Raw genomic sequence first — 25,979 nt, forward strand, 5'->3', positions numbered from 1 at the left:
AGGTCCAGGACGCGAGCCGTCACGGCATCACGTCGCCCGAGTTGGGGCCGAGGGTCTGGCCGACGAAGAGGTTTCCTCCGGGATCGCTCGCAAGGAGCAGGGCCGTCGGTGCCACCTCGGCCGGCAGGCCGAACCTCCGCAGCGGCAACTCCTTGCGCTTTGCGGCCTTCCAGTCCTCGGAGATCGCGTCGACGAGTGGCGTGTCGATGGGCCCCGGGGCGATGCAGTTGGCGAGCACGTTGTCAGCCGAGACCTCGAGGGCGAGCGCCTTGGTCATGCCGATCACGCCGGCCTTCGCTGCACTGTAGTGACCCAGCCCCATGCCACCCTTGATGCCGAGCTGCGAGGAGATGTTGATGATCCTTCCCCACCGCTGGTGCCGCATGGGGCCGACGACCTCCCGGCAGCACAGGAACACGCCGGTGAGGTCCACCGAGATGGTCTCCGTCCACAGCGCGAGCGTCATGTCCTCGAGGGGGGACTCGGTGAGCAGTCCGGCGCTGTTGACCAGGACGTCGATGGTCCCGACCCCGTCGCGTGCCTCCGCGAACGCCTCCCTCACGCTCTCTTCCCGCGCGACGTCGACCTCGATGATCCCCGGACCGGGGACACGGTCCATCACCACCACCCTGTCCCCCTGGGCGGCGAACGCCTCGGCGATCGCCGCCCCGATGCCGCTGCCACCGCCGGTCACGACGACGGCCCGGGACCCCGTGCGGCGACCGTCAGGGCCCGCCGTCATGCGCGCATCTTGATGGTGAGGCCGCCGTCGACGACCAGCGACTGTCCGGTGACGTACCGGGAGGCGTCGGACGTCAGGAAGCCGATCACGTCCGCGACCTCCTCCGGCCTGCCGACACGACCCCACGGGATGTCCTTGCCGGCCCGTTCGAGGCCCTCGGGTCCGAGGGAGTTGACCGGATCGAGGGATTGCGGTGTCTCGATGAGCCCCGGGATCACCGCATTGGCACGGATCTCCCGCGGCCCCAGCTCCGAGGCGACGCTGCGGATGAGTCCGAGCACGCCCGACTTCGCCGCGGCGTAGTGGGCGTGTTCCTCCCATCCGTAGATGCCGCCGGCGATCGACGACACCGCGACGAGCGAGCCGGGTCCCGTCATCCGCTGGGACGCCGACCGGAGCGTCCGGAGCACGCCGGTCAGGTCGACGTCGAGCATCGCGTTCCAGAGGTCGTCCGTCAGGTCGTCGAGCGGGGCGTTCCGCAGGATGCCCGCATTCGCGACGGCGTAGTCGAGGCGCCCGTACTCGTCCAGGGCGCGCTGGGCGAAGGCATCCACCGATTGCGTGGAGCGCACGTCGACCTCGTGGATGACGGCGTCGCCGCCCGCGGCCCGCACGCCGGAGAGGGTCTCCTCCGGATCGTGCGGGTCGCCGGGGAAGGTGCCGATGACGGTTCGGACGTTCCTGCCCGCGTAGTGGACGGCCAGTGCGCGGCCGATACCGCTGGCGGCGCCCGTGACGATAGCTACCTCAGACTGCTGCATGCGGTTCCTCGAGGGCGACGGCGGCGACGGGTCGCGCGGCGACCATCAGGACGCCGGAGAGCAGGGTGCCGACGGCTCCCACCCAGAGGGCGGCCGCACCGGTGCCTGCCTGCGCGGCGACGATCGTGAAGAGCGCGCCGCCGATGATCGTCCCGGGCTGGCTCATGGCGCCGATGAACGCGAGGCCCGTGGCACGGCAGCTCACCGGGTAGCACTCGGCCATGAAGTACTGGATCGCGGCGTAGGGCCCCACCAGGAAGAACAGGCCGGTGCCGTACGTGAGGATGATCAGGAACGGGCTGGACACGAGCGGGCTGAGCATCACGGCGAAGGACAGGCCGGAGATGATCCAGCCCACGATGATCGTCCTCTTCCGGCCCACCTTGTCACCGATCCAGCCGTGGAACACGTAGCCGAAGTAGGCGAGCAGGTTGATGACGATGAGCATCCAGAACGCGTCCGACAGTTCCACGCCCTTGGCGTTGGCGAGCACCGAGGTGCCGAGGACGCTGAAGATCGCGATGCCGAAGAAGTTGAGGATCCAGGCGAGCGAGAAGACGATCGTGTTGCGGCGGAACTCCGGCTCCCAAATGCGCTTCAGGGGTGACGTGGAGGAGTGCTCGACGCCGTAGGCCCGTGCCAGCGCATGCGCCTCGTCGGTCCTGCCGCCCTTCTCGAGTTCGGTCAGCTTGTGGTGGAGTTCGAACTGCGGGGTCTCCTTCAGCTTCTTGCTGATGAGCAGCACGATGATGATCGCGGGGATCGTGGCCATGAGGTACAGCGCGCGCCAGCCGAGGAGGGGCAGGAACACGAGGGCGAGGGCGCTCGCGAGGAGGAAGCCCAGCGGCCAGCCGCCCTGGATGAAGGAGTAGTGGAAGCCCGGACGCTTGCGCTTCCGCTCGTCCTCGGTGACCTGGTAGACCTCGTTCATGTAGGTCGCATTGACGGCCTGCTCCGAGAAGCCCAGCCCGCCGAAGGACCGGACGAAGACGAGGAGCGAGTTGCTGATGACGCCGAGGCCCGCAGGGATGAAGGCGGTCACGCCCGAGACGATGGCGGTTCCGCCGACCGTCAGCATCATGCCCTTCCGGCGGCCCAGACGATCGATCACGGGGCCGATGCCGAAGCAGACGATCGCCGTTCCGACGGCGATCCAGGTGTTGATGGCGTAGGCCTCGGGGGCGGTCCAGCCGAACTCTTCCTGCATGGCCGGCAGCAGCGTGCCGAACAGCCCGTAGTCGAAGACGGCGACGGTCCAGGCGCACAGGGCGAGGACGGTCGCCGTGCTGGTCTTCTTCTTGGAGAATACGGGGAACTGCCGTTGCTCGTTCCCGGTCGGCGTCGAGAGATCGACGCCTGCTTCCTTGGTGGACATCAGTTGCTTTCCTTTCGGGGGTTGCGTGCCAGGAACGAGTCGGCGATCTGGTCGAAGGTGTGCCAGGTGACGCCCTCGTGGGAGTTGAAGTGCTGGATGAGGCGCTCGAGCATGAGGAGGACCTGCGGGCGGCCCGAGACGTCCGGGTGGATCGTCATGGTGAAGACGGCGGAGTCCATCTCGGCGTAGACCCAGTCGAACTGGTCCCGCCACATCTGCTCGATGTCGCGCGGGTTGACGAACCCGTGCGAATTGGGCGACGCCTTGATGAACATCATCGGAGGCAGGTCGTCGAGGTACCAGTTCGCAGGGATCTCCACGAGGTCGGTCTCCTGGCCTCGGACGAGCGGCTTCATCCAGGCCTCCGCGGGCTTGCTGTAGTCGATCTTCGTCCAGCTGTCCCCGACCCTCACGTAGTAGGGCTCGAAATCGTTGTGCATGAGGGAGTGGTCGTACTTGATGCCGCGCTCGAGCAGGATCTCGTTGGTGATGGGTGAGAACTCCCACCACGGTGCCACGTAGCCCGTGGGGCGACGTCCCGAGACCTTCTCGATGAGTTCGATGGACCGGTCGAGGATCGCCGTCTCCTGTTCGCGGGTCATGGCGATCGGGTTCTCGTGGGAATAGCCGTGGACGCCGATCTCGTGTCCTGCGTCGACGATCATCCGGGTGAGATCGGGGAAGGTCTCGAGCGAGTGGCCCGGGACGAACCAGGTGGAGGGGAGGGAATACTTCTCGAAGAGCCGGAGGATCCGGGGGCCACCGACGTCTCCACTGAAGAGTCCGCGCGAGATGTCGCAGGGGGAGTCCTCGCCGCCGTAGGAGCCGAGCATTCCGGCAACTGCATCGACGTCGACGCCGAAGGCGATCTGGATGTCTTTCGTCATGGGTGGGCCTTTCCTGGTGCGGGTGGGTCGAATCTGGGAAACGGTCAGTGGGGCGGAACGGGAGCAAGGAGCGCCGGGTCCCCGCGCCGGCGGATCTGCTGGATTACCTGCTCGGTGGGTAGACCGAGCGTGAGCAGGGCCTGCAGGAGGGTGCGGGCCTGGGACGGTCGGAGCAACCCGGACGGGACGGCGCCGACGTCCTCGAGCGTCCTTCCGCCCCCGGCTCCGTACACGCCCCGGACCGGTCCCGCGTGGACTCGTGTGCTGGTGACGACGACGACGCCGTCCTGCACGGCATGGCGTACGGCGTCGCTGAGCTCCGCATTGGCGTTCCCCAGCCCGGTGGCTTCGAGGACGATCCCGCGGGTGCCGGCGGCGAGTGCCGCGGTGAACAGGGCCGCGTCGGCTCCCGGGTAGCAGGCGATGATGTCCACGCGGGTGCCCGCGCCGGTCGGGGGGATGTCGAGCGCGGCCGGCCGCCGGGGAGCAGCACCCAACATCACCTCGCCGGTGGTCGCGACCGACCCCGCCGACCCCAGATCGGGATTGCCGAACGCGCGGAGCTTCGTCGTCTCGATCTTCCGCGTCCCGGGAAGGGCGAAGATCTCGCCGTCGAACACGATCAGTGCGCCCCTGCCCCTGGCCTCGGAGGACGCTGCGAGGGTGATCGCGGTGCGCAGGTTCTCCGGGCCGTCCGGCGCCGGGCTGTCGGCCGCGCGCTGCGATCCCGTGAAGACCACCGGTCGCGGGTCGTCGTGGAGGAGGTCCGCGAGGTACGCGGTCTCCTCCATCGTGTCGGTGCCATGCGTGACGACGACCCCGAGCGTCTCCGGTGCTTCGAGCGCGGCGTGGACCGCCTCGCACACCGCGAGCATGTCGTCGAAGGTGAGGAGGTACGAGCCCTTCTGCATGAGGTCCACGACCTGGACGGCGGCGCTCGTGCCCGCCGCGGCGAGGACCGTGCCACCTGCATCGGCGGCCACGGTCGCGCCGTCCGCGGCGTCGACCCGGGAGGCGATCGTGCCGCCCGTCGCCAGGAGTACGACGTGCCCGGTGAGTAATTCCATCGGTGCTGCCTCCTTACCCAATCGTTTGGGTGAGAGTTGCGGAAAGCAGAGCGCCCAAGCGGTGCCGACGGTTCTGCGGGTGTGCGACCTCAGTGGAACTGGACGAAACCCAAACGTTTGGGTTGAATGAGGAAAACCATAGGATGTGACCTTGATCTCGTCAATGGATCGGCTGAGATTTCACGTAGCCGAAACAATCTCGCAGCGCGAAGGGGGAAAGCATGGATTCACCAGGCAGGGGGCGCGCAGCAGTCACCCTGAAGGACCTCGCCGCAGAACTCGGTATCCATGTCTCGACGGTCTCCCGCGTGCTGCACTCCGATTCAGCGGTGGCGCGCGGGGCGGCGTCGAAGGAGACCGCACGGAAGGTGCGTGACCTGGCGAAGCTGAGGGGCTACTCACCCGACCCGCAGGCAACCGGCCTGCGCACCCGGCGCACACGGGCCATCGGCGTCATCGTGCCCCGCCTCTCGGACATCGTCCTGGCGACCATGTACGAGGGCGTCGAGGAGGCCGCGGCCGAGAGCAACCACTCGACCTTCGTGATGAACTCCCACGACGACCTCGACGAGCAGCGCCGTAAGGCCGAGATCATGCTGGCGCGGCGCGTGGACGGACTGATCCTCGGCGACGTGCATGCGGGCAGCAGCCTGGTGGACGACCTCGTGAAGCGTCATGTGCCCTTCGTCCTCATGAACCGCCGCTATCCGGGGTTCCCCTCCTCCACGTGCGACGACACGGGCGGAGGGAGGCTCGTCGCGGACCACCTGTGGACCACGGGACACCGCTCCGTCGCGATCATCGCGGGCGAGCCCTACGCGAGCACGGGCGTGGACCGCACGGACGGCTTCGTCGAACGCTGGAACGAACTGGGAGGGGACGTGCCCGGGGACCGGATCCTGCCCTCGCGCTTCGACACCGAGGGCGGCCGCCAGGCGGGCGATGAGTTGCTGAGCCGGCCCGGTGAGGCCCCGACCGCGGTCTTCGCCGTCAACGACTTCGCCGCCATCGGCGCCATGGGCGCGTTCCGCGCCGCGGGGCTCGTCGTGGGCCAGGACATCGCCGTCGTCGGGTTCAACGACACCTCCCTGGCCGCGCAGCTGCCCATCCCGCTCTCGTCCGTGCGCTCGCCGATGCTCAAGATCGGCAGGGAAGCCGTCGGGATGCTCCGGCGTGTCATGGCAGGGGAGGACGTCGCATCGGTACGCCACCCGCCGGAACTCTTCGTGCGGGAGAGCAGCGCATCGGGCGCCGTCGGGGCCAGGCGGGGTCTACGGGTCGGCTGACCCCGAACCTCACCCCCAGACGGCGCGCCGCACTTTCGCAGCGTCAGCTCGCGCCGCGAGGGCCTGCTCCATCGTGACGGGGTCGAAGTGGGTCAGCGTCCCTGGCGCACTCCGGGCGACGACGTCCATGTCGGCGCTGATGACCGTCGCAACCATCGCGTACCCGCCGCCTGAGACGGCGTCGCGGTGCAGCACGATCGGCTCCTTGCCGCCCGGCACCTGGATCGATCCGATGGCGTAGCCCGCGTCCACGATGTTCGAAGGATCCGATCCCGCGCCGAACGGCTGGACGCGCGGCTTCCATTCAAGGTCCGGCCCCGAGTACCGCAGGCCCATGCGGTCCGCCACGGGAGTCAGTTTCCACGCCGCACTGACGAGCGTTTCCATGCCCTCTGCGGTCAGACGATGGTCATAGAGGCCGGGCAGGATGCGGACGGTCACCTCCTTCGCATGGACGGGGCGCAGGTTCTCGGGAATCGCGTCCATCACGGGTCGGGATCCGGAGGGGGCGCCGACCGGAACGGTGTCGCCGGCTTTGAGGGCGCGGCCCTGCAGGCCACCGAGGGCACCCAACGTGTAGGTGCTGCGACTCCCGAGGACCACGGGTACATCGATCCCGCCCTGCACGGCGATGTAGTAGCGCGTTCCACCGGAGAGCATCCCGAAGGACACCTCGTCACCCGCGGCCAGCAACAGGCGGCTCCACTCTTCCACCGGCGTCCCGTTCACCCGCACCTCGACGGGCGCACCCGTGACGGCGATGACGGTATCGGAGTCCGTGGTGAAGCGCGGCCCGAGGTAGGCGCATTCGAGGACAGCATCATCAGCTGTGTTGCCTACCAGCGCATTCGCCATCGATGCGGACAACTGGTCCATGGCCCCGCCCTGCGGGATGCCCACGTTGTAGTAGCCGAACCGGCCCCGGTCCTGGACCGAGGTAGCGAGGCCGGGTTCGAGGATGTCAAATGCCATTGAGCTTCTCCAGAATGTCCCGGTTGTGCGCGGAGGGGTCGGTCAGGGCCTTCTGCAGGTCGAAGGTCACCGGCGTCTGGCGATAGGTGAAGGTTCCCGCTTCCACCTCCGCCTGGATCGCCGTGTATTCGTCCTCGTCGATCGGTTTGAACTTCACGATGTCACCCGGTCGGAAGAAGATCATGAAGTCCGAGAAGTCGGCGAGCTTCTGGGCAGGATCGAAGATCGGTGCTGCGGCGATACCGAACATCTGATAACCACCGGCGCCCCTCACCGAGTAGATGCAGGCGAAGCACCCTCCGTGCCCCACCGTCAGTGGCGGGGTGTCGGTGCGTGGGCTGAGGTACTTGGGGACCTCGAGCTGATCCTCCTGCGGGACGATCTGGAACATGAACGGCAGGCCTGCAACGAACCCCACCATCGACACCAGCCACGGCGACTCATGGTGCTTCCGGATGAACTCCTGCGGCGAGGACAGGCCGTTCTCCTCCGCCGCGAAATCGAGGTCCGTGCCCTCGGGCCGCTGGTGGCCCTTGCGGAAGCGTGCGCCGGTCTCCCGGGTGTAGGGGTCGTCGTACCAGACGGGGATCTCGATGATCCGGGTCTCGAGGGTCTGTTCGCTCAGGTGCGCGACCTCCTCCTCGACCTCCCTCACGAGTGATTCCAGGTCGCCCGGCGGCACCGTGTCGGGATCGAAACGCACCAGCAGGGAGGCATTGGCGGGGCAGATGTCCACCACGCCGTCGATCGCCCGCGCGGCGAGCCGGGCCGCCATCGCGTTCGCCTTGAAGTTGGCGGCGAGGCTCATGCTCTCGGAGATCTCGACGAAGAGGAACTCGTCGCCGCCCCACGTGTAGCGGGCGGCGTCGAGGTGCTGGGGTGCGTGGCTCATGCGTCAGCTCCGAGGAGATCGGGGGTCGATTCGATGAACTTCGAGTGGTGGGTCACGTCCCGGACTTCGGGCCGGTGGAGGACCGTCGACAGGAGCGAGAGGGTGGTCTTGACGCCGTCGATCCTCACCTCCGCCAGTGCTCGCGCCGACCGCTGGATGGCCTCGGTGCGGGTCTCGTCCCACACCACGAGCTTGGCGAGCAGGGAATCGTAGAACGGTGCGACGGCGGATCCTGCGACGACGCCGGAATCGATCCTCACCCCTGGGCCGCCCGGCCAGTCGAGACGGGACAGGGTGCCGGGGCTGGGCATGAAGCCCTGCGACGGGTCCTCGGCATTGATGCGGAACTCGAAGGCGTGGCCCCGGAAGGTGATGTCCTCCTGGCTGAGGCGGAGGCGGCCCGTGGCTGCGACCAGCAGCTGCTCCCGGATGAGGTCGATGCCGGTCACCATCTCCGTGACCGGATGCTCCACCTGGAGCCGGGTGTTCATCTCGATGAACGCCGCCTGCTCCCGGTCGGGGTCGTAGAGGAACTCGACGGTTCCGAGGCCGGCATAGCCGCACTGGCGGCCGAGCTCGATGGAGGAGGCGCGGATGGTGTCGCGGACGGCGTCGGGTAGCAGGGGAGCGGGGGCCTCCTCGATGATCTTCTGCTGGCGGCGCTGCAGCGAGCAGTCCCGGTCGCCGAGGTGGATCACGCGTTCGCCGTCGCCGAGGATCTGCACCTCGACGTGGCGGGCACGGGAGACGAACTGCTCGAGGTACACCGCCGGATCGCCGAACGCCGCCTGGGCCTCGGCGCGGGCCACGTCGAGGGTCTGGACGAGGTCCTCCTCCTGGGTCACCAACCGGATGCCGCGCCCTCCGCCGCCGGCGGAGGCCTTGACCACCAGGGGGTAGCCGACCTCTCGCGCGATGGGGAGGGGGTCGACGTCGGGGTCCAGCGCGCCGTCGCTGCCGGGCAGGGTCGGCACCCCTGCGCCCTGGGCGGCCTGCCGCGCACGGGATTTGTTGCCCATGAGTTCGATGGCGTCGGGGGAGGGGCCCACCCAGGTGATGCCGGCGTCGAGGACCGAGCGGGCGAAGCGCGCGTTCTCCGACAGGAAACCGTACCCGGGATGGAGCGCGTCGCACCCCGAGGCCTCGGCGGCAGCGAGCACCGCGGCGCCGTCGAGGTAGCTCTTCGCGGCCGGCGCCGGGCCGATCACCTGGACGGAGTCGGCGAGCGACGCCGCGTAGGAATCGGCGTCCGGCTCGCTCGCGGCGAGGACGGTCTCCAGTCCCACTTCCCGGGCGGCACGGATGACGCGGACGGCGATCTCCCCGCGGTTCGCGATCAGGACGCGTTCCATCCGCTAGCCCTCGGACACGGTGGCGATGACGTCGCCGGGGTTGACGGTCCCGCCGTCGTCGACGGCGAAGCTCTCCAGCGTGCCGGACGCATCGCTGCGGATCTCGGAGAACTGCTTCATGATCTCCACCACCCCGATGGTCTGGCCCGCTTCGATGGCATCGCCCTCGTTCGCGTAGGGGTCCTTGTCCGGCCCGGGCTTGCGGTAGAAGATGCCTGGCAGTGGGGAGACGATGTCGGCCACGGGGGTCCTTTCGGGTCGGGTGTCGGGGGAGGTCAGAGGGCGTCGAGGGCGGAGCGGACTGCTGTTGCCACGGCGGGGGAGTTGGGTGCATCCGAGTGGACGCAGATGCTGTCGAACGGGATGGTGAGCAGCGTGCCGTCGGAGGCTTCGACGACGCCGTCCGTCAGGGCGCGCGTGACGCGACGTGCGGCGGCGTCGGGGTCTGTCGGCTCCGGGCGGCGCTGGATGAGGAGCTCGCCGGCCGGCCCGTAGTTGAGGTCCACGTAGAGCTCGGCCACGAAGGGCACCCCGAGTTCCTCGCAGACGGCCTGATGGGCGGTGCCCGCAATGCCGTAGACGGGGACATCGAAGAGCCGGGCCACCCGCGCGGCACCCCTCATGAGGTCTGCGTCCCTGGCCAGCATGCCGTAGAGGGACCCGTGGGGCTTGATGTGGTTGAGGCTCGCGCCTTCCCGCCGTAGGAAGGCGCTGAGCGCGCCCACCTGGTAGAGCATCATGTGCTCCACCTCCTGTGGAGACAGCTTCATCTCCCGCCGCCCGAAGCCCACGAGATCCGGCAGTCCGGGGTGCGCGCCGATCAGCACGCCCTTTTCCTTGGCTGCGGCCACGGTTTCCGCCATCGTGTCCGGATCACCCGAGTGGAATCCGCAGGCCACATTGATGGCATCGACGGTGTCCAGGAGGGCTGGATCGTTACCGAAGGAGTGAAGGCCGAGGGACTCGCCCATGTCCGAATTGATCATCGGCGTCCCACGCCGGTCTGCAACGTCCGTCATGCGACAACCATAGAGACGGATCGGGTGCCGATATAGTGGGCGTTTGCCCTCTGTTATCCCCTGTTGGAGGGCCGATGCACACAGGAGGTCTTCATGATCGTTGCCGATCTGCTGGCGGCGGATGCGCTTCAGCTGCGCCTCCACACGCCGTCGTCCGTAGAGCGGCTGGGCTGGGACATCAGCTGGTGCGCCCCGGCGGAGACCATCGATCCGACGCCGTTCCTCAGTGACAACGTCGTCCTGCTGACCAACGGGATCGGATTGAACATCGAGGACCAGCGCACCTGGACCGCCTACGTGGAGCGGCTCGTCCGGGTGCGGGTGGCGGCCATCGCCTTCGGGACAGGGACGGCGCACCGGCTCATCCCGCCGGGGCTCGTGCGGGCGGCCACGGCGCTCGACGTGCCGCTGCTGGAGATCCCGCAGTCCGTTCCTTTCCTGCAGGTCCACCGCCACGTGACGAACGTCCTCGAGGTGGAACGCTTCACGGCCGTCAATCGGTCCTGGGAGCTGGCGCAGGAATGTGCGCAGCTCGCCGCGTCCGGCTCCCACCTGCAGGCTGTGCTCGACGCCGCGGCACTGGCAGCCGTGGGCCGGCTCGCCATCGTCGACGCAGCAGGCGTGGTCATCGCGCGCTCGCCGTCGACCTCGGTCTGGACCCCGGCCGACCTCGCGGAAGCGCCGGGCGCCGGGCAGGGCAGTATCCCGCTGCCCATGGGCAGCGGTGACTCGTTCCAGCTGATCGTGCGGGAGGCGACGTCGGACCACCCCATGGCGACGCTGCTCGCACCGGCGGCCTCGATCATCGCCGTGCAACTGCAGACCGCGCTCCACACCACCACGCACAAGGAACGCGAACTCGAGATCCTCCTCGACCAGGTGCCCGACTGGGCCGGGGTCGCCCTGGAGGAGTTCACCGGGACGGTCCGCTCCACCGGCCTGGACGTCCACGAGCCCACGCTCGTGCTGGCGGCGACCGCGGGACGCCGCAACCTCTCCAACGCCTGGCGTATCCGCCTCCTGCTGCAGTCCCGGTTCGACGACGTGCGGGTGCAGGTCAGGTCGGGCATCCTCTACGCCTTCGCCCAGAGGCCGCTGGACGGTGCGGACGCGGAGGATGCCGCCACCGGGCTGCTCGCGGCGTGTGTGCGGGAGCTGCCCGGCCAGCCCCTCGTGCTCAAGGGTGCCTGCCACACGATCGACGAGCTGCGCCTGGGTATCCATCAGGCAGGGACGATGGTCGGGGAGGTCCGCGCGCCCGTGCGCGCCCCGGATCTCGGCATCCGCGCGCTGATCGCCTCCGCGGCGTCGTCCGGTGCCCGCGCCGGTGCACACAAGCTCCTGGCGCCGGTCATCGAATACGATGCCGCGCACTCGGTGGATCTGCTCGGCACGCTGGAGGCGTTCCTCGAGCACGACGCGCAACCGGGACGCACCGCGGGCAAGCTGTTCATCCACCGCAACACGCTGGCCCAGCGCCTCGGGAAGCTCGAGGGTCTGCTCCGCCTGTCGCTGACATCGCTCGAGGGCCAGGCCACCTGCCTCCTGGCGCTGCAGATCCTGCGTTCGGGGACCTTGCCCGGGTCCAGTGCAGCGGAGTCCTTGATCGATCGCCGCTAGCAGCGGCCGAACGCCGCTGACAACCCGGAACGTCGACGGCCGTCGCCACCCCGGAACGACGACGGCCCCGTCCGCCACCCGGAGGCAGCGGACGGGGCCGTGGAGAACTCCGGGCCTAGGAGGTCTGGATGTCCTTCGTGTCGTAGTCGAACCGGAATGTCACCGTGGTGTCGGAGATCAGGTGCAGCTCGTGGTTGGCGCCGTCGCGCGTGCCGAACCGTCCGTAGTTCTCCTCCCACGATCCGTTGACGAGGATCTTGAACTGGTAGGTCCCGGCGGGCAGCTGCAGGGTGTGCAGCCAGAGCTTCTCCGTCGGCTCCCAGGCGAACTGCAGCTCGCGGAGCTCCGTGCTCCAGTGGCCGGCGTCGCCGAAGAGCGGGGCGAAGTCGCCGGACAGGGCCACGGACTGGGGCTGGTCCTGCCACGCGAGGTCGGCGGTCGAACCCGAGGGCGCATCGGTGGGCGACGCGGCGAGCGCCTCGGCGGCGGCAGCGACGAGCTCGGGCGGAGCCTCCTCCGTCACGGCGTCGGACGAGACCTCGGGGGTCGGGGCGATGTCCGGCGTCGTCGGTTCCCCGGTCGAGGATGCCTGCGCCTCCTCGTCCAGCTGCTCGGGGGCCTGGGGGGCGTGGACGACGGTCTCGGCCTGCTCCGGCACGGGAGCACCGCTGATCATGGCGTTGACGAACTGCTCCGGGTCGGCGAAAGCCGCGACGGCGCGGACGCCCTCGTCGGTGGCGGTCCAGCCGCTGCGGCCCTTGACGAGCCAGCCTGCCTTCACGAGCTTCGACGTCGCCGTCGTCAGTGCCTTGAACCCGCGGGGGACGCCGCCGGCGAGGAGCTCCGCTTCCTTGTCATCGAACGGTACTTCCGCGACGGCCTTGGCCATCAGCTCGCTGGGCGCGACGACGGAGCCGGATGCCTGGTGGTCGGCTAGCAGGGCGAGAGTGGTGCGCAGACGGGCATTGGTGCTGTTGCGGGGGGCGATGACGATCTCCTTCGTGGTGTTCCTGCGGCTGACTGCCGGCCATCGTGACCGGTCGCCCGCGCTCATGGCGGATGGGATCCGGGCGGGATTCTTACAAGAGGCAGGGTACGTGGTTCGAGGTCCGATGACGACAGCACCCTGATTTTATCGTCAGGACGGCGCTTCTTCCTGCAGGCAGGCGCCGTCATCTTCCCCCATCTGACCGACCGGTGCGCTCGAGACCGGCGATGCCGGTCCGGTCCCCAGAGTAGGAGGAGCGGTCCGCGGAGAAGAACCGTGCAACTACCCGTTTCTCTCCGCCGACTACTCGCCGCAGGCAGGAGGGGCGACGGAAACGCAGCTGCTATCGTGCGCAGCATGGCGTCCCTCGCAGCTTCGAAGCGCACGTCCGCCGCGAGGACGACGGCGCGCATGGTCCTCGGCGCATTCCTCCTGTTCGCCGGCACGGCCCACCTGACGATCGCCCGGACCGAGTTCGCCGCGCAGGTCCCGGCCTGGCTGCCCCTCGATACGGACGTGGTGGTCGTGGCGTCGGGCGTCGTCGAACTGGTGCTCGGCGCCGCGCTCGTGGGCCTCGGCCGTTACCGGGTGATCGTCGGCTGGGTGGTCGCCGCCTTCTTCGTCGCGATCTTCCCCGGCAACATAGCCCAGTACGTCGACGGCGTCAGTGCGTTCGGGCTCGATACCGACGGCGCCCGCCTCACCCGCCTGTTCTTCCAGCCCGTGCTCGTGGTGTGGGCCCTGTGGTCCACCGGCGCGTGGCGTGACCGGCGGACGTTCCGGAGCGAGAGGCGACCCCGGTAGGCCGCACCGGATTCGACTGCGCAGACCGGCATTCCTCAGTATGCTTCGAAAATCAGGCGATAGCTCCGCTGCTGCCCACCCGCACCTCGAGGAGACACCATGAAGACCCTCCGCCCCCTGCAATCCGTCGAGAAGCTCGAGAACGCCACCGGACTCGACCCGATCGTCACCACGATGCGCGACCTCGTGCAGGCCGTGATCAAGCCCGGCGCGCTCCGTGACATCCTCCACGGTGTGCCGATCGGCCACCCGCTGCATCCGCTGATGATCCTCGTGCCGACGGGCACCTGGTTCTCGGCGGCCATCCTCGATGCGATCCCCGGCTCGACGAAGGCGTCGGCGATCCTGATCGGCACCGGAGTGGTCACCGCCGGCCCCACGGCCCTGGCTGGCTGGACCGACTGGTCGGAAGGCCACGAACAGCAGCAGCGCGTCGGCATCGTGCACGCTGCGGCGAACATCGCCGCCGTCGGGCTGTACACGCTCTCCCTCGTCCAGCGACTCCGCGGCAGGTCCGGCAAGGTGCTCTCCTACACCGGCCTCGCCGTCGTCTCCGCCGGTGGATTCCTCGGCGGGCATATGTCCTACCGGCAGTCGCTGGGCGCCAATCACGCCGAGGACGTCCCGCACCGCGTGGAACCCGGCTGGCATGCGATCGGTGCGCTCGCCGACCTCCCCGAGGGGAAGCTCGAGCGGAAGATGCTCGGCGAGGTCCCGCTCGTCGTCCTCCGCCAGGGCAACGACGTCTCCGTCCTGTCCGACACCTGCAGCCACCTTTCCGGCCCGCTCAACGAAGGCAAGCTGACGTACGACGGTGGCAACGCCTGCGTGGTCTGCCCCTGGCACAACAGCACGTTCTCGCTGAGGACCGGCGAGGTCACTCAGGGCCCTGCGACGTCGCCTCAGCCGTCGTTCAGGACCCGCGTGGTGGCGGGCCGGGTCGAGGTGTCGCTGCCGCACGCGGGCTGACGCCCCGGGCCTGGCGGCTTCGGTGCAGCGACCGGGCTGGTACTGCTCAGGGCCTGTACCAGCCTGTGCCTGTACCGGTTCCGGGGGCTTCGAGGACTGCAATAGCGTGTCGTGCCAGGACACGCCGTCAGTTGGACGCATCCGGCTCCGAAGTCCCCGGGAAGGGACTTCGGCGACGCGGACGCTGCGGTCCAGCGGGTGTTGGCGCGACCGGCGGATGGACGGAACTGACCTGCTCCTCGTGCAGGTCAGCCCTGCCCGCTGCGGGAGTCGATGCCAACCTGGACCCAGAATGCGAGGTCGGCCTCGTCGCTGATCCTCACGCTCGGCACAGTGAGCCACCCACGACCCATGGGCCGGTCGCCTCCCATCTGCGCCGGTAGCGCGCCACGCCGCAGCAGATCGTCGTGGTCGGCAGGATCGGTGCGGACCAGCAGGCCCCCGTCACGATCGGCAGCGACGGCGAGGCGGCCATCCACCATGAAGGACTGGACGCCGAACATGCGTACCTCACGTACGTTCGGGTGTGACGCGAGGATGTCCCGGAGCCGTTGCGACAGGGTGTCACGCGGGTCCGCGGGGCCGATCACCGACCGCCCCCGGCGTTGAAGCCCTGCCGATCGTCATCCGGGTGAAGCCCATGGACGGTGTCCTGTCGAAGGGGGTGCAGGGTGCCCACAGTCGCTCCTTTGCTCGGCGTACACGCAGACTACGAAGTCGACGCCGGCCGCTGTCAAGGGAGCGCACGGCGGCGGGACGGGTTGACGGGTCGCTGCCGCACGCGGGCTGACGCCATGCCTCGGGCCCGGCAGATGGGTCCACCCCCGGACCCGTACCGCTTCCGGGGGCTTCGGGGGAGGTAGCCGTGTGTCGTCGCGCGACACGCCGTCAGATCGACGAATCCGGCGTCGAAGCCCCCGGGATGGGGACTACGACGCACCGAAGTCCGGAACCGGAGTCCCGGACCGACGCCGGGATCGGCCCCGACGATCCGCCCGCTACAGGCCCGGGCGCTCAGCTCCGCCTGGCCGTGACCAGCAGGTACTCCCAGTCCATCGACCGGCCGCCCGCCCCGGAACCGAACCGCTCCGCGAGCGCAATCAGCTCTGCGTCGAGGGCGGCAGCGCGGTCGGGCGATGCGGCCAGCGACTTGTACACGCCGATCGTCGGCCCGTAGTTCGTCTTGAAGTAGTCCAGGAAATCACGCGACGACTCGAAGTGGTCCACCTGGAGCCGCCGTCGTTCGGCCTGCAGATCCGTCACCCGGTCACCGAACAGCGACGTCACATGCTGTTCCCGCCCCCACAGGGGAGGAGGCTGGGCGCCGGGAGGCGGCGGCGGGGCGTACGGCTTCATGGTCGCGAACATCTGGCCGATGAAGCCCTCGGGCGTCCAGTTGATCAGTCCGACGGTCCCGCCCGGCGCACACACCCGGAGCAACTCGTCGGCGGTCTCCCGGTGGTGGGGTGCGAACATCACCCCGACGCAGGACACGACGACGTCGAACGCGCCAGTGTCGTAGGGGAGGTGCTCGGCGTCGGCGACGTCCCAATCGAGGGATACGCCGCGGTCCCGCGCGAGCTGCCGACCGATGTCGAGGAGCTCGGGTGTGAGATCCGACGCCGTGACGGTGGCGCCCCGCTCCGCTGCCGGGATGGCGGCATTGCCGGTGCCGGCGGCGACGTCGAGGACCTTTTGCCCGGCGGTGATGTCCGTGGCATCGACCAGGACGCGCCCGAGGGCGGGGATGATCTGGGCCGCGACGGCGGCGTAGTTGCCCTGTGCCCACAGTGCACGGTGGCGCGCCTTCAGTTCCCTGTCGGCGTCGGGGTTGGTTCGTACTTCGGTCATGATGATGACCTTCCTCTGTCGTGGCGGCGTTTCCGCCGCGTGCTGTTCCTGACCGCATCAGTGTCACGGCGCAGCGTGTGACGAACCGTGTGACGGGCCCCGGTCTCAGAGCTGGTGGCGGCGGGCCAGATGCTCGGTCAGCGCCGGGTTCTCGATGCCCTGCGCCAGGACCCGGATCGTGGCGGCAGCGCCGTCGTCGCCCAGGAGGGCCCGGCTGGAGTAGGAGCGGACCGTCAGTTCCCGGTGCCCGTAGCGGCTGGAGCGCTCACCGAGCTCCTGCGCGAACCGCAGAGCCTGGGGCGGGTTGTCGGACATTGCGGCGGTCGTCGCGAGGTCGAGGTTCCGGCCGCGGAACCACCGGTACCAGGGATGGGGCTGCACCCCGCGGTCGATCCACGTGGCTGCCCCCGCGACGTCGCCGCGGGCCAGCAGCACGGAGGCCTTGGCGTGCGCGGCAGCATCCATGAAGCAGCGGTCACCGAAGGACCCGGCGAGCGCCGTCGCGTGGTCGGCCAGGCCCTCCGCCGCCCGGTCCTCGCCCCGCGCGAGGTACGCCTCGCTGCGCAGCGCCTCGACGAAGGGGGAGAAGGCCGTCCAGTGCTCCTGTGTGACGAGGGCCAGGGCAGCATCCAGTTCGACGGCGGCCCGGCGCGCCCGGCCGGTCAGGAGATGCACCCGTCCGAGCATCGTCGTCGCGAAGGCTTCCTGCCGGACGGCTGCCAGGCCGACGCTGAGGCGGACCGATTCGGTGAGGACGACGACGGCGCCGGGGTAGTCGGCCGTGTCCGTCGCGAGCATCCCCATCACGCCGAGCGCCTTGGCCCGTTGATCGGGGAGGGCCCGCGCGGCCGCGACGGCCTTCGCCAGCCATCGGGCTCCGCTGGCAGGAAACCCCCGCTGCACGGCGAGGAAGCCCAGTTCCCGGTACGCGGCTGATCGGACCGCGGGGTCGCCGTTCCGGGAGAGGGACAGCACGCGGTGGAGGAGGTCCGCGACCTCCGCGCCGCGCCCGCCCGCGCCGTGGGTGAGCGCTTCCGCGAGGGCGAGGAGCGTTTCCGCCTGGAGGGCGCGGTCGCCCATGCGTTGTGCGAGGCCCGTGGCGACGCGCAGGTGCGAGAGTGCCGTCCCCGGGGCTCCCGCGGACAGGCACGCCTTCGCCGCCTCGAGGTAGGAGGTGACGGTGAGGGTGGTCGCGGGCAGGGTGCTCGAGGGCACGACCGGCGCGGCGAGGGCACGCTGCACCTCCGCGGGCAGGCCCTCGCCCAGTTCCTCGGCGAAGACGCCCCGGCAGCGGTCGGCGCACCGGCGGGCCTCGGGTTCATCGCGCGCCTCCATGAGCGAACGGACGAGCAGGGCATGGAAGTCGGCGTTGAGGGGGTCGAGCTGGACGGCGCGTGTGGCAAGTGCGATGGCGCCCTCGGTGTCGCCGTTCGCCAGCGCGGACAGACCGCCGTCGTAGACCGCGGTCTCGACGGCGTGCCGGAAGCGGTGCCGCTCCATGGTCAGCCAGCCGTCGAAGGCGGGACAGTCTGTGAAGTCGTATCCCTCGAGCAGTTCGGCGCTGAGGATCGATCCGGGGGTCGGCACCAGCCTCCTCAGGACGTCGACCCGCGACGACGCGATCCGCAGCATGAGCGGGTCGCCGCCGAGTGAAGCCCTGGTGCCCAGGACCCTCCGCAGGTCGGACAGCTGCCAGCGGAGGGCTCCGAGGGGATCGTAGGCGTCGGGGAACAGCAGCGCCGCCAGCTGGTTCCGCGGGGTGGGCATATCGTGCAGCAGGAGGTAGGCGAGCAGGCCCCACGCCTTCCGGCCGCGGGGCTGCGGACCCTCGCCGTCGGGTCGGGTGATGGTGGGGAGTCCGAGGAGCTGGATGTCGATCCCGGGCATGGCCCCACTGTAGATCCGGAGGCCGATCGACGGAACGGCCAAAGGTGCAGGAACGGCAGGAACAGCGGGAGCGGCCGGAACGGCAGGAGGAGCTGCGGCCTATCGCGCCTGCGCCACCGGGTACAGGTCCGTCGCCTCGAGCATGACCGAGTCGATCCTCGCCGTCAACGCGCCGTCCGTCGCCGACGCCGCCTTCGCCTCGGTCCACCGCGGGTCGGCGCCGAACGCCGCCCAGTTGGCCTTCGGGTCGCCGTCGTGCTCGAGCAGATAGACGAGGACGTCGTCGGTCCCCACCGGCGTCCAGTAGCCGAGGCTCTTCATGTTGTGCTCGGTGAAGAGGCCGATGGTCAAGGAGCGGAAACGCTCCACGAGGGCGTCCATCTTGCCGGGGTTGGCGGTGTAGGTGCGGAGTTCGTAGGTCATGGTTCTCCCGGTGGTTGTTGGGCTGGTGGTCAGATCCACACTAAGCCCACGGTGGAGCGCTTTCAGGGCGGACTACTTCCGTGGACCGTGCAATTCATAGGGCCGGCCGTTCCGATCGTCGGAGACGATATCGGTCCTTGCTGCGACAGATGAGGAATGTCGGTGGTACGGGAAATCATGGGGTGATGCTCACCGTCCGAAAGGAGCCCGGATGCCCGGAACCCTCGGTGCGGGGGATGCAATCATCACCGTGGACGCCGACGGTAGCAAGGGTGATCTTGCCGTCGTTGCCACGCCAGAAGTGCAGCCGGCGGGCGGAGGCGCTCTTGACCTGCAGGGAGTAAGACGTGGGGATGCGGGCCGGCGCTCCCATGTGAAATTGGTGTTCCCAGTCCACGCGCGGCCTCCCTGCTCCCGAGCACAACAGGCCTTCTCAGAGGGTGCGGGGAACAGGGGACTCGCCTGAACCAGCTTCCTGATCGGCGTTCCCTTCGGCGACGGCACAGGGACTTCACCTGTCCGGGACGTCGACGACCGGGGCTCTGGAAATGCGGCAGGCTCGGGAGGACAATGATGGCAGGCAGGCCTGCAACCCTGATGGACCATCTCGGGTATGAGGAGTGGCAATGTCGACATATCTCATCTGCAGTTCACCCATCTACGGGCATGTCATGCCGCAGGTCGAGATCGGGCGATACCTCGTTGACCATGGACATACGGTGCGGATGCTTACCGGGTCTCGATTCAGTGACGTCGTTCGGGGTGCCGGACTGGAATTCATCGCCCTGCCGAAGGCGTGCGACTTCGACGACCGGGATCTTGACTCTTCCTTCCCCGGACGCGTGGAAAAGAAGGGACTCGCCCGGCTCCGCTTCGACATGAAGGCGGTCTTCATCGACACCCTGTCGGACCAGTTCCGGGCCCTGCAGGACGAACTCCACCGAACTCCTATCGATGCAGTCCTTGCCGAGTCGGGTTTCGTCGGCGCGATTGGTCCACTCCTCACCGAGAACCCGCGGCCGCCGATCCTGTTCAGCGGAATCCTTCCACTCACATTTTCCAGTAGGGACACCGCGCCTTTCGGGCCTGGGCTGCGGCCGCTGCCTACGAGGGTCGGCGTGCTGCGGAACATGCTACTGAATGCCCTGATCCAGAAGGTCGTCTTCCGGTCCGTGCACGGTGAGGCGAATCGGCAGATGAAGACCGTGACCGGAAGGCCCCTGCCGACCTATTTCCTTGACGCGCCGTCCCTGGCAGACAGGTTTCTCCAGTTCACCTGCCCAGGCTTCGAGTACCCCCGGAGCGACCTGCCGCGCAGTGTGCGGTTCGTAGGGCCTGTGATTCCCCGGGCCACCGGAGCGTTTGATCCGCCGTCATGGTGGGGGAACCTGCAGCAGGGGCGCCCCGTCATCCACGTCACCCAAGGGACCATCGACAATCGGGACCCCGGGCGGCTGATCCTACCCACCCTGCACGCCCTGGCGGATCTGGACGTGCTGGTTGTGGCCACCACTGGCGGCACACAGGTGCCTTCGGGAGAGATTCCCGCCAATGCCCGCGTCGCCGATTTCCTTCCCCACGACCACCTGCTGCCCCTCGTGGATGTGCTGATCACCAACGGCGGATACGGCGGGACCCAACGGGCCTTGGGGCAGGGACTACCGGTGATCGTCGCCGGCGACCGCGAGGACAAACCCGAGGTGGCAGCGCGCGTGGCCTGGAGTGGCGCGGGAATTGACCTCCGCACGGGGACGCCGACGCCGGACGCCATCAGGAAGGCTGTCCGTAATGTGCTTGAGGAGCCGTCGTACCGGGAGGCCGCCCGGCGCCTGGCCGGCGAATTCTCACGGTTCGATGCCCTGCCGATGATCGCTCGTGAGTTGGAAACCGCTCAGGCCGGACCTCCCCCGGATCTACTGCACGGACCGAGGGATGCCGCTCGACTCTCCGGAACGCAGGCTCGTCGAATCGATCATCACCCACGCGCGCATCAAGGCCGGTCCTATCCGTTCCGGCCTGGCCGGGGCCAGTCGACAGGGGCTCACCCTCACCCGGGTCGTCCGTGAAGTGCTCCAGCCCTCGGGACGAGCTAACCGGCGCCACGAACGGGGCGCCGTGGTCCTGATCAATGATGTTGCCGTCATCCAGAAAATGGATCGCTCTTTCCACAGGATGAACTCGTCGCAGGTGCCGACGCGCCTCCGGACGACCAAGAGTCGGAGGGGCTCTAACGCCGGGCGACTGAACCGATAGGACACGCAACAGGGTCGGACGTTAGCCAGGCAGGCTGAGGTGACCATCTTCGCCGTCGCCTGCCGCCCGCAGGACGGGACGTCAGGCGAAGAGCTCCGGACGCCGGCACGTCAGGTAGGTGTTGAGCTCCCGGGCGCGGCGCACCTCCGCCTGGTCCACGCCGGCGAAGAGCAGCTCCTCGCCGTCCCCGGCGAGGCCGAGGAACGTCCCGTACGGGCTCGCGATGCAGCTCAGCCCCGTGAAGCCGGGCGCCGTGTGGTTCGCGTACGCGATGTACACGCCGTTCTCGAGGGCCCGCGCGGGCACCAGCAGCCTCGAGATGCGCTCCGCGTTGTAGGTGTGCGCCGGGGGCCGGTTCCCGACATCGCCCGTGGCCGGCACCGCCGTGGGGACGAGGAGCAGATCGGCGCCGCACTGGGCGGCACTGCGCACGTATTCCGGGAACTCGACGTCGTAGCAGATGCCGAGTGCCACACCCATGCCCAGCAGCGGGACCACCTCGGGACGGTCGTCGCCGGGGGTGAAGGCGGCGCGTTCCTCCGCGCCGAACAAGTGCGCCTTCCGGTAGCGGGTCAGCTCCGCGCCCTGGTGGTCGAACAGGGAGGCGGTGATGTGCCGCGCGTCGGGCGTGGCCTCGACGGAGGATCCGACCAGCGCGATCCTGTACCGCCGCGCCATGCACGCGAGCGCGTCCCGGACGGCCTGCCCGTCGGACTCCGCGACGAGCGCAGGGGCATAGCCCGTGGCGAAGAGTTCCGGGGTCACGAGGATCTCCGCGCCCTGGGCGGCCGCGCGGGCGGCATACCCGTCGAGGCGGCGGAGGTTCTCCTCCACGGCGTCGACCGTCCCAGCGGCCTGGAGCACAGCGAGAGCGGGCACCGCTACTCCTTCCGGGAGGGCGGCCGGGCGAAGGAATTTTCGCGCAGATCATGACGGCCGATCCATTGACAGCCCTCATGATAGGCACAACGATGTACCCAAACCGAATGATATTCGATTATTGGAGAACCACCATGGATTCAGCCGACGCAACGACGCCGAGCGATCTGCAGTCCAGGCTCGGCGAGATCGCCGCCCACGAGCACGACGACGCCTCCCGCGCCGCCCTCTCGGGACGGCACCTCGGCCTGTACACCCTCATGACCCTCGGGCTCACCCTGCTGGGCTTCCTGGTGCTGGCGCTGTGAGCACGGCAAGCACCACGAGCGACACGAACGACGGCGGCTCGCTCGGCTCGCTGCCCCTGCTCCGCAGCGAGCGGATCTGGAACGGCGCGGACTTCACCGGCGTCAACATCAGCCTCGCCATCGCCACGTGGGCGTTCCTCGTCGGTGGCTCGACGGCGCTGCTCGTCGGCTTCCAGCAGGGCGTCGCCGCCATGGTCATCGGCAACGCGATCGGCCTCGGGTTCATGATCCTGGCCAGCGTCGTCGCCAGCCAGCGCTACGGCGTGGAGCAGTACACCCTCCTCCGGCCCGTCTTCGGGCTCGTGGGCGTGGGCATCCTCGTCTTCACCGTCATCCTCATCACCGAGATGGGCTGGTCCTCGCTGCTGGCCATCATGGTGGGCCGCGCCGTCACCCAGGTCTCCAACTCCACGTTCGGCACCGACTTCGGGCCCGAGAGCCTCATGGTCACGGTCTTCGCCCTCGTCGCGATCGCCGTCTCCTGGTGGATCCTCTCCCGCGGACCCGTGACCATCGGCCGGTTCAACAAGTTCATCGCGCCGGGCCTGATCGTCGTGACCGTCTTCCTCATGGTTTTCCTCGTCCTCAACACCTCGTGGGACACGCTGACCAGCGCCGCACCGCTCGCCCCGTTCGAGGACGAGCGCCTCAACTTCGCCCTCGCCGTCGAGTTCAACGTGGGCGTCGGTGTGTCCTGGTACCCGGTCATGGGATCCCTCGCCCGGCTGACCAAGACCCCGAAGGCCGCCCTCTGGCCGTCCTACCTCGGGCTGTTCGGCGCCACCCTGATCGCGCAGGTCGTCGGCATGGCCGCGGCCCTGACGCTCGGCGATTCCGACCCGACGGTCTGGATGCTGCCCTTCGGCGGCCCGGTGCTCGGCGCATTCATCCTGCTGTTCATCGCGTTCGCGAACATCACCAGCACGTCCTCGATCGTCTACTCCACGGTGCTCGCCATCCGGCAGGCGAGCGGCACCCTGCTCTCCGGGGTCCGGTGGGCGTGGCTGTGTGCGGCGTTCTTCGTCCTGCCGGCCGTCCTCGCGTTCTTCCCGGGGTTCATGTACCAGCGGTTCATCGTGTTCGTGACCCTCAGCGGCGCGTTCCTGGCGCCCATGTGCGGGGCGATCATCGCCGACTACTTCCTGCTGCGCCGCCAGCGCGTCGTCCTCGAGGACCTCTACCGCCACCGCCGGGAGAGCGCGTACCACTTCCACGGAGGCGTCAACTGGGCCGGCATGGCCGCCGTCGTCGTCGGAGCAGCCTTCTACCTCGTGATCTACAACCCGGTCACACTGACCGCCCTGCCCGTCTTCGGCTACATCACGGCGTCCTTCCCGGCCGCGATCGTCGGCGGCATCGTCTACTACGTCCTCGCCCGCGTCCTCTACGTCCGCCGCGGCGTCGGCGGCTATGCGGTCACTCCCGAGCAGGACGTCGAGGGTCGCGCATGAGCCGCACCTCCCGTGCCGCCGTCCACCGCATCGGGTCGCAGGACCTCGATCTGACCACCGTCACCGTCGCCGACCCCGCCCCGGGCACCGTCCTTGTCCGCATGGGCGCGTCGGGCGTCTGCGGCTCGGACCGCCACGTGCTCGACGGCGACTGGACGCTGCCCTCGCCCACGGTGATGGGCCACGAGGGTGCCGGGACCGTCGAGGCGATCGGCGACGGCGTCACGGACGTCGCGGTGGGCGACCACGTGATCCTCTCCTGGTTCTACCCCTGCCGGCGCTGCACCGCGTGCCTGTCGGGGAAGTCCTACGTGTGCACGGGCAGCCGGTCCGAGGAGTGCCTCCTGCCCGACGGCAGCAGTCCGCTCACCCTCGACGGCGAGCGCGTGTTCCCGTACCTGACCGTCGGGTCCATGAGCGAGTACGCCGTCGTGCCCGAAGCCGGCGCCATCCGCATCCCCGACGAGGTGCCGTTCGACGTCGCCAGCCTCATCGGCTGCTCCGTCGCCACCGGTTTCGGGGCCGTGGTGAACGACGCCGGCGTCGAGGCCGGGACGTCGGCCGTCGTCGTCGGGACCGGCGGCGTGGGGCTCTCGATCATCATGGCGCTGCGGCTCGTCGGTGCGAACCCGATCATCGCCGTCGACCTCAGCGAGGAGAAGCTCACGGCGGCGCGGGAGTTCGGCGCCACCCACACGCTGGTGCCGTCGGACGGGCTCGCGGAGGAGATCGCCGCGATCACCGGGGGAGGTGCCGCGTATGCGTTCGAGGCGATCGGGCGGGTCCAGACCATCGAGTCCCTTCCCTCGCTCATCGCCCCGGGCGGCAAGGCCGTGATCGTGGGCCTGCCGCCGGAGGACAGCCCGGTGTCCATCGACGCGCTGCTGCTCGCGGAGAGCGGGAAGTCGCTCATCGGCTCCAACTACGGCTCGACCGTGCCGGGGCGGGACTTCCCGCGGCTGGCCGCGCTGTACCTCGCGGGGCGGTTACCCGTGGACCGGCTCATCTCGCACCGGATCAGCCTGGACGAGGTCAACGAGGCGTTCGACGCGATGCGCCGGGGCGAACGGGCGCGCAGCGTGATCGTGTTCTGAGAACGACGACGACGACGACGCGCGCGGCGCGGGACCGGACCAGCAGAGGGCGGCACAGTCGCCGGTACAGAGGGGGAAACATGGGGCGGCCACGCCAGGCGATTCTGTCGCCGGAGAAGATCTATCGGGCAGCGCTGGAGCTGGTGGACGAGTTCGGGGACTTCACGCTGCCGGGGCTGGCAAAGAAACTGTCGGTCAGCCCGTCCTCCATCTACCACCACGTGCACGGACGCCCGGAGATCATCAACGGGATCCGGTCCGTCATCGGCTCCGACGCCCTGGCGTCGGGGGACTTCTTCACAGCCGGTCCTGATTGGCGGGACCGGGCGGCGGCGTGGGCGAGGAGCTACCGCAGCGCCCTGGGCCTGCATGCGAAGGCCATCCCGCTGCTCGTGGGGGAGGCCGTGACGGACACCGCGACGCTCGACATCTACGAGCACCTCGCCGCGGTGTTCGTGGAGCAGGGCTTCGCGGCGAACGACGTCGTGGTGGCCGTGACCGTCCTCGACAGCTTCATGCTGGGGTCCGCGCTGGACATGGCGTCACCGGAGCTGTCCTGGCTCGCCGACGCGGAGGGCCAGCCCGCACTGCACGGTGCCTTCGCCGGTGCGTCCCTGGACGGTAAGCGCTCGGAGCTCGGGTTCGAGGCGGGCGTGGCGGCGATCATCGCGTATCTGGAGACGATGTTGCCGGTGCGCTCCTGACTCGCCCTCGGGTCCGCGTCGCAGCCCTCCGCCTGAGTGCGCGGACCCGCCGCCCAGAGTCAGCGGGTCGCGATGCCCCACACCGAGGTGTTGATCGGCAGGAACACCGAATGGCGCAACTTCCGCTGCTCGACCGCGAGGGCCGAGGACCCCGCCGCCTCCAGGGGCCCCGTACTTAGGGTTACTCGGCGTCTCGGACTCACTGACAAACATTTTGGGATCAATCTGACACTGGACGGTCAGCACCTGTGGCTCCGACTCGATCAGGTCACCCATCACCACGCTGACTCCCAGCAGGTCGAGGACTTCCCGACGCACCGCAACCTCCATCGACGCCAGCCGGACCTTGGCGCGCTCCACCAACCGTGACAGATCCATCAACCGGTCAGCTTTCG

Annotated in this window: 26 protein-coding genes; 9 read left to right on the forward strand and 17 right to left on the reverse strand. The window is 69.0% G+C overall.

Annotated features, from left to right (window positions below; translation table 11 throughout):
- Positions 1-19 precede the first annotated feature (19 nt).
- Genes MWM45_RS03270 through MWM45_RS03290 form a run of 5 tightly spaced genes read right to left on the reverse strand, consistent with a single transcriptional unit; the run spans position 20 to position 4,832 of the window.
- Positions 20-742: an SDR family NAD(P)-dependent oxidoreductase gene (locus MWM45_RS03270; protein ID WP_247828117.1), complete on the reverse strand. Its 723-nt coding sequence runs from the start codon at positions 740-742 to the stop codon at positions 20-22.
- Positions 739-1,503, reverse strand: a complete 765-nt coding sequence (locus MWM45_RS03275; protein ID WP_247828118.1) for an SDR family NAD(P)-dependent oxidoreductase — start codon at positions 1,501-1,503, stop codon at positions 739-741. The genes MWM45_RS03270 and MWM45_RS03275 overlap by 4 nt, the downstream gene beginning before the upstream one ends.
- Entirely contained in the window at positions 1,490-2,878 is a 1,389-nt protein-coding gene (locus MWM45_RS03280; RefSeq protein ID WP_247828119.1) for an MFS transporter, read from the reverse strand. The genes MWM45_RS03275 and MWM45_RS03280 overlap by 14 nt, the downstream gene beginning before the upstream one ends.
- Positions 2,878-3,765: a polysaccharide deacetylase family protein gene (locus MWM45_RS03285; protein ID WP_247828120.1), complete on the reverse strand. Its 888-nt coding sequence runs from the start codon at positions 3,763-3,765 to the stop codon at positions 2,878-2,880. Before MWM45_RS03285 ends, MWM45_RS03280 begins: the two co-directional genes overlap by 1 nt.
- A 44-nt stretch (positions 3,766-3,809) precedes the next feature.
- Positions 3,810-4,832, reverse strand: coding sequence for an asparaginase (locus MWM45_RS03290; protein ID WP_247828121.1), 1,023 nt, complete (start codon positions 4,830-4,832; stop codon positions 3,810-3,812).
- 221 nt (positions 4,833-5,053) lie between these two features.
- Here MWM45_RS03290 and MWM45_RS03295 point away from each other — a divergent pair, with 221 nt between their 5' ends.
- Positions 5,054-6,118, forward strand: coding sequence for a LacI family DNA-binding transcriptional regulator (locus tag MWM45_RS03295; RefSeq protein ID WP_247828122.1), 1,065 nt, complete (start codon positions 5,054-5,056; stop codon positions 6,116-6,118).
- 9 nt (positions 6,119-6,127) lie between these two features.
- Here MWM45_RS03295 and MWM45_RS03300 read toward each other — a convergent pair whose 3' ends face one another.
- The 5 genes from MWM45_RS03300 to pxpA are packed head-to-tail and all read right to left on the reverse strand — an operon-like array spanning position 6,128 to position 10,353.
- Positions 6,128-7,090 (reverse strand): 5-oxoprolinase subunit C family protein, encoded by a 963-nt coding sequence (locus MWM45_RS03300; RefSeq protein ID WP_247828123.1) that lies wholly within the window; start codon positions 7,088-7,090, stop codon positions 6,128-6,130.
- A complete protein-coding gene (locus MWM45_RS03305) occupies positions 7,080-7,982 on the reverse strand; it encodes a 5-oxoprolinase subunit B family protein (RefSeq protein WP_247828124.1) in 903 nt (300 codons plus the stop codon). Before MWM45_RS03305 ends, MWM45_RS03300 begins: the two co-directional genes overlap by 11 nt.
- Complete coding sequence (locus MWM45_RS03310) at positions 7,979-9,334, reverse strand: acetyl-CoA carboxylase biotin carboxylase subunit (protein WP_247828125.1); 1,356 nt, start codon at positions 9,332-9,334, stop codon at positions 7,979-7,981. Before MWM45_RS03310 ends, MWM45_RS03305 begins: the two co-directional genes overlap by 4 nt.
- Positions 9,335-9,337: 3 nt before the next feature.
- Positions 9,338-9,577 carry an acetyl-CoA carboxylase gene (locus tag MWM45_RS03315; protein WP_104168640.1) on the reverse strand — a complete coding sequence of 80 codons (240 nt, stop codon included), beginning with the start codon at positions 9,575-9,577 and terminating at the stop codon, positions 9,338-9,340.
- 32 nt (positions 9,578-9,609) lie between these two features.
- Positions 9,610-10,353 (reverse strand): 5-oxoprolinase subunit PxpA, encoded by a 744-nt coding sequence (gene pxpA / locus MWM45_RS03320; protein WP_247828126.1) that lies wholly within the window; start codon positions 10,351-10,353, stop codon positions 9,610-9,612.
- A 93-nt stretch (positions 10,354-10,446) separates the two neighbouring features.
- Here pxpA and MWM45_RS03325 point away from each other — a divergent pair, with 93 nt between their 5' ends.
- Positions 10,447-11,973 carry a PucR family transcriptional regulator gene (locus tag MWM45_RS03325; RefSeq protein WP_247828127.1) on the forward strand — a complete coding sequence of 509 codons (1,527 nt, stop codon included), beginning with the start codon at positions 10,447-10,449 and terminating at the stop codon, positions 11,971-11,973.
- A 115-nt stretch (positions 11,974-12,088) separates the two neighbouring features.
- On the opposite strand, the gene MWM45_RS03330 is transcribed toward MWM45_RS03325, so the two are convergent.
- The gene (locus tag MWM45_RS03330) at positions 12,089-13,027 is read right to left on the reverse strand and encodes a pullulanase X25 domain-containing protein (RefSeq protein WP_247828128.1); all 939 of its coding nucleotides are present in this window, start codon (positions 13,025-13,027) and stop codon (positions 12,089-12,091) included.
- Positions 13,028-13,318: 291 nt separating this feature from the next.
- Between MWM45_RS03330 and MWM45_RS03335 the strand changes: the two genes are divergently transcribed.
- Positions 13,319-13,765, forward strand: coding sequence for a DoxX family protein (locus MWM45_RS03335; RefSeq protein WP_247828129.1), 447 nt, complete (start codon positions 13,319-13,321; stop codon positions 13,763-13,765).
- A gap of 99 nt (positions 13,766-13,864) precedes the next feature.
- Positions 13,865-14,734 carry a Rieske (2Fe-2S) protein gene (locus tag MWM45_RS03340; RefSeq protein ID WP_247828130.1) on the forward strand — a complete coding sequence of 290 codons (870 nt, stop codon included), beginning with the start codon at positions 13,865-13,867 and terminating at the stop codon, positions 14,732-14,734.
- A gap of 248 nt (positions 14,735-14,982) precedes the next feature.
- Here the strand turns inward: MWM45_RS03340 and MWM45_RS03345 are convergent, their stop codons facing one another.
- The 5 genes from MWM45_RS03345 to MWM45_RS03365 all read right to left on the reverse strand — a co-directional run bounded on the left by MWM45_RS03345 (position 14,983) and on the right by MWM45_RS03365 (position 19,292).
- Entirely contained in the window at positions 14,983-15,324 is a 342-nt protein-coding gene (locus MWM45_RS03345) for a TfoX/Sxy family protein (RefSeq protein ID WP_269076572.1), read from the reverse strand.
- A 424-nt stretch (positions 15,325-15,748) separates the two neighbouring features.
- On the reverse strand, positions 15,749-16,585 hold the full coding sequence (locus MWM45_RS03350) for a class I SAM-dependent methyltransferase (RefSeq protein ID WP_247828132.1): 837 nt from the start codon (positions 16,583-16,585) through the stop codon (positions 15,749-15,751).
- A gap of 105 nt (positions 16,586-16,690) precedes the next feature.
- Positions 16,691-18,472 (reverse strand): AfsR/SARP family transcriptional regulator, encoded by a 1,782-nt coding sequence (locus MWM45_RS03355; protein WP_247828133.1) that lies wholly within the window; start codon positions 18,470-18,472, stop codon positions 16,691-16,693.
- A 99-nt stretch (positions 18,473-18,571) separates the two neighbouring features.
- Entirely contained in the window at positions 18,572-18,895 is a 324-nt protein-coding gene (locus MWM45_RS03360; RefSeq protein WP_247828134.1) for an NIPSNAP family protein, read from the reverse strand.
- A gap of 175 nt (positions 18,896-19,070) precedes the next feature.
- A complete protein-coding gene (locus tag MWM45_RS03365; RefSeq protein ID WP_247828135.1) occupies positions 19,071-19,292 on the reverse strand; it encodes a hypothetical protein in 222 nt (73 codons plus the stop codon).
- 229 nt (positions 19,293-19,521) lie between these two features.
- Here MWM45_RS03365 and MWM45_RS03370 point away from each other — a divergent pair, with 229 nt between their 5' ends.
- Entirely contained in the window at positions 19,522-20,961 is a 1,440-nt protein-coding gene (locus MWM45_RS03370; protein WP_247828136.1) for a glycosyltransferase, read from the forward strand.
- 268 nt (positions 20,962-21,229) lie between these two features.
- Here MWM45_RS03370 and MWM45_RS03375 read toward each other — a convergent pair whose 3' ends face one another.
- On the reverse strand, positions 21,230-22,027 hold the full coding sequence (locus tag MWM45_RS03375) for a nitrilase-related carbon-nitrogen hydrolase (RefSeq protein WP_247828137.1): 798 nt from the start codon (positions 22,025-22,027) through the stop codon (positions 21,230-21,232).
- Between the two features lie 134 nt (positions 22,028-22,161).
- On the opposite strand from MWM45_RS03375, the gene MWM45_RS03380 reads away from it, so the two are divergent.
- From MWM45_RS03380 to MWM45_RS03395, 4 genes are all read left to right on the forward strand, one after another.
- Positions 22,162-22,335 (forward strand): hypothetical protein, encoded by a 174-nt coding sequence (locus MWM45_RS03380; RefSeq protein ID WP_156135114.1) that lies wholly within the window; start codon positions 22,162-22,164, stop codon positions 22,333-22,335.
- Positions 22,332-23,786, forward strand: coding sequence for a purine-cytosine permease family protein (locus tag MWM45_RS03385; RefSeq protein ID WP_247828138.1), 1,455 nt, complete (start codon positions 22,332-22,334; stop codon positions 23,784-23,786). Before MWM45_RS03380 ends, MWM45_RS03385 begins: the two co-directional genes overlap by 4 nt.
- A complete protein-coding gene (locus MWM45_RS03390; RefSeq protein WP_247828139.1) occupies positions 23,783-24,880 on the forward strand; it encodes an alcohol dehydrogenase catalytic domain-containing protein in 1,098 nt (365 codons plus the stop codon). The genes MWM45_RS03385 and MWM45_RS03390 overlap by 4 nt, the downstream gene beginning before the upstream one ends.
- Positions 24,881-24,960: 80 nt before the next feature.
- Complete coding sequence (locus MWM45_RS03395; RefSeq protein ID WP_247828140.1) at positions 24,961-25,584, forward strand: TetR/AcrR family transcriptional regulator C-terminal domain-containing protein; 624 nt, start codon at positions 24,961-24,963, stop codon at positions 25,582-25,584.
- Positions 25,585-25,979 lie beyond the last annotated feature (395 nt).

This window comes from Arthrobacter antioxidans, assembly GCF_023100725.1.
GTDB classification, from domain to species: domain Bacteria; phylum Actinomycetota; class Actinomycetes; order Actinomycetales; family Micrococcaceae; genus Arthrobacter_D; species Arthrobacter_D antioxidans.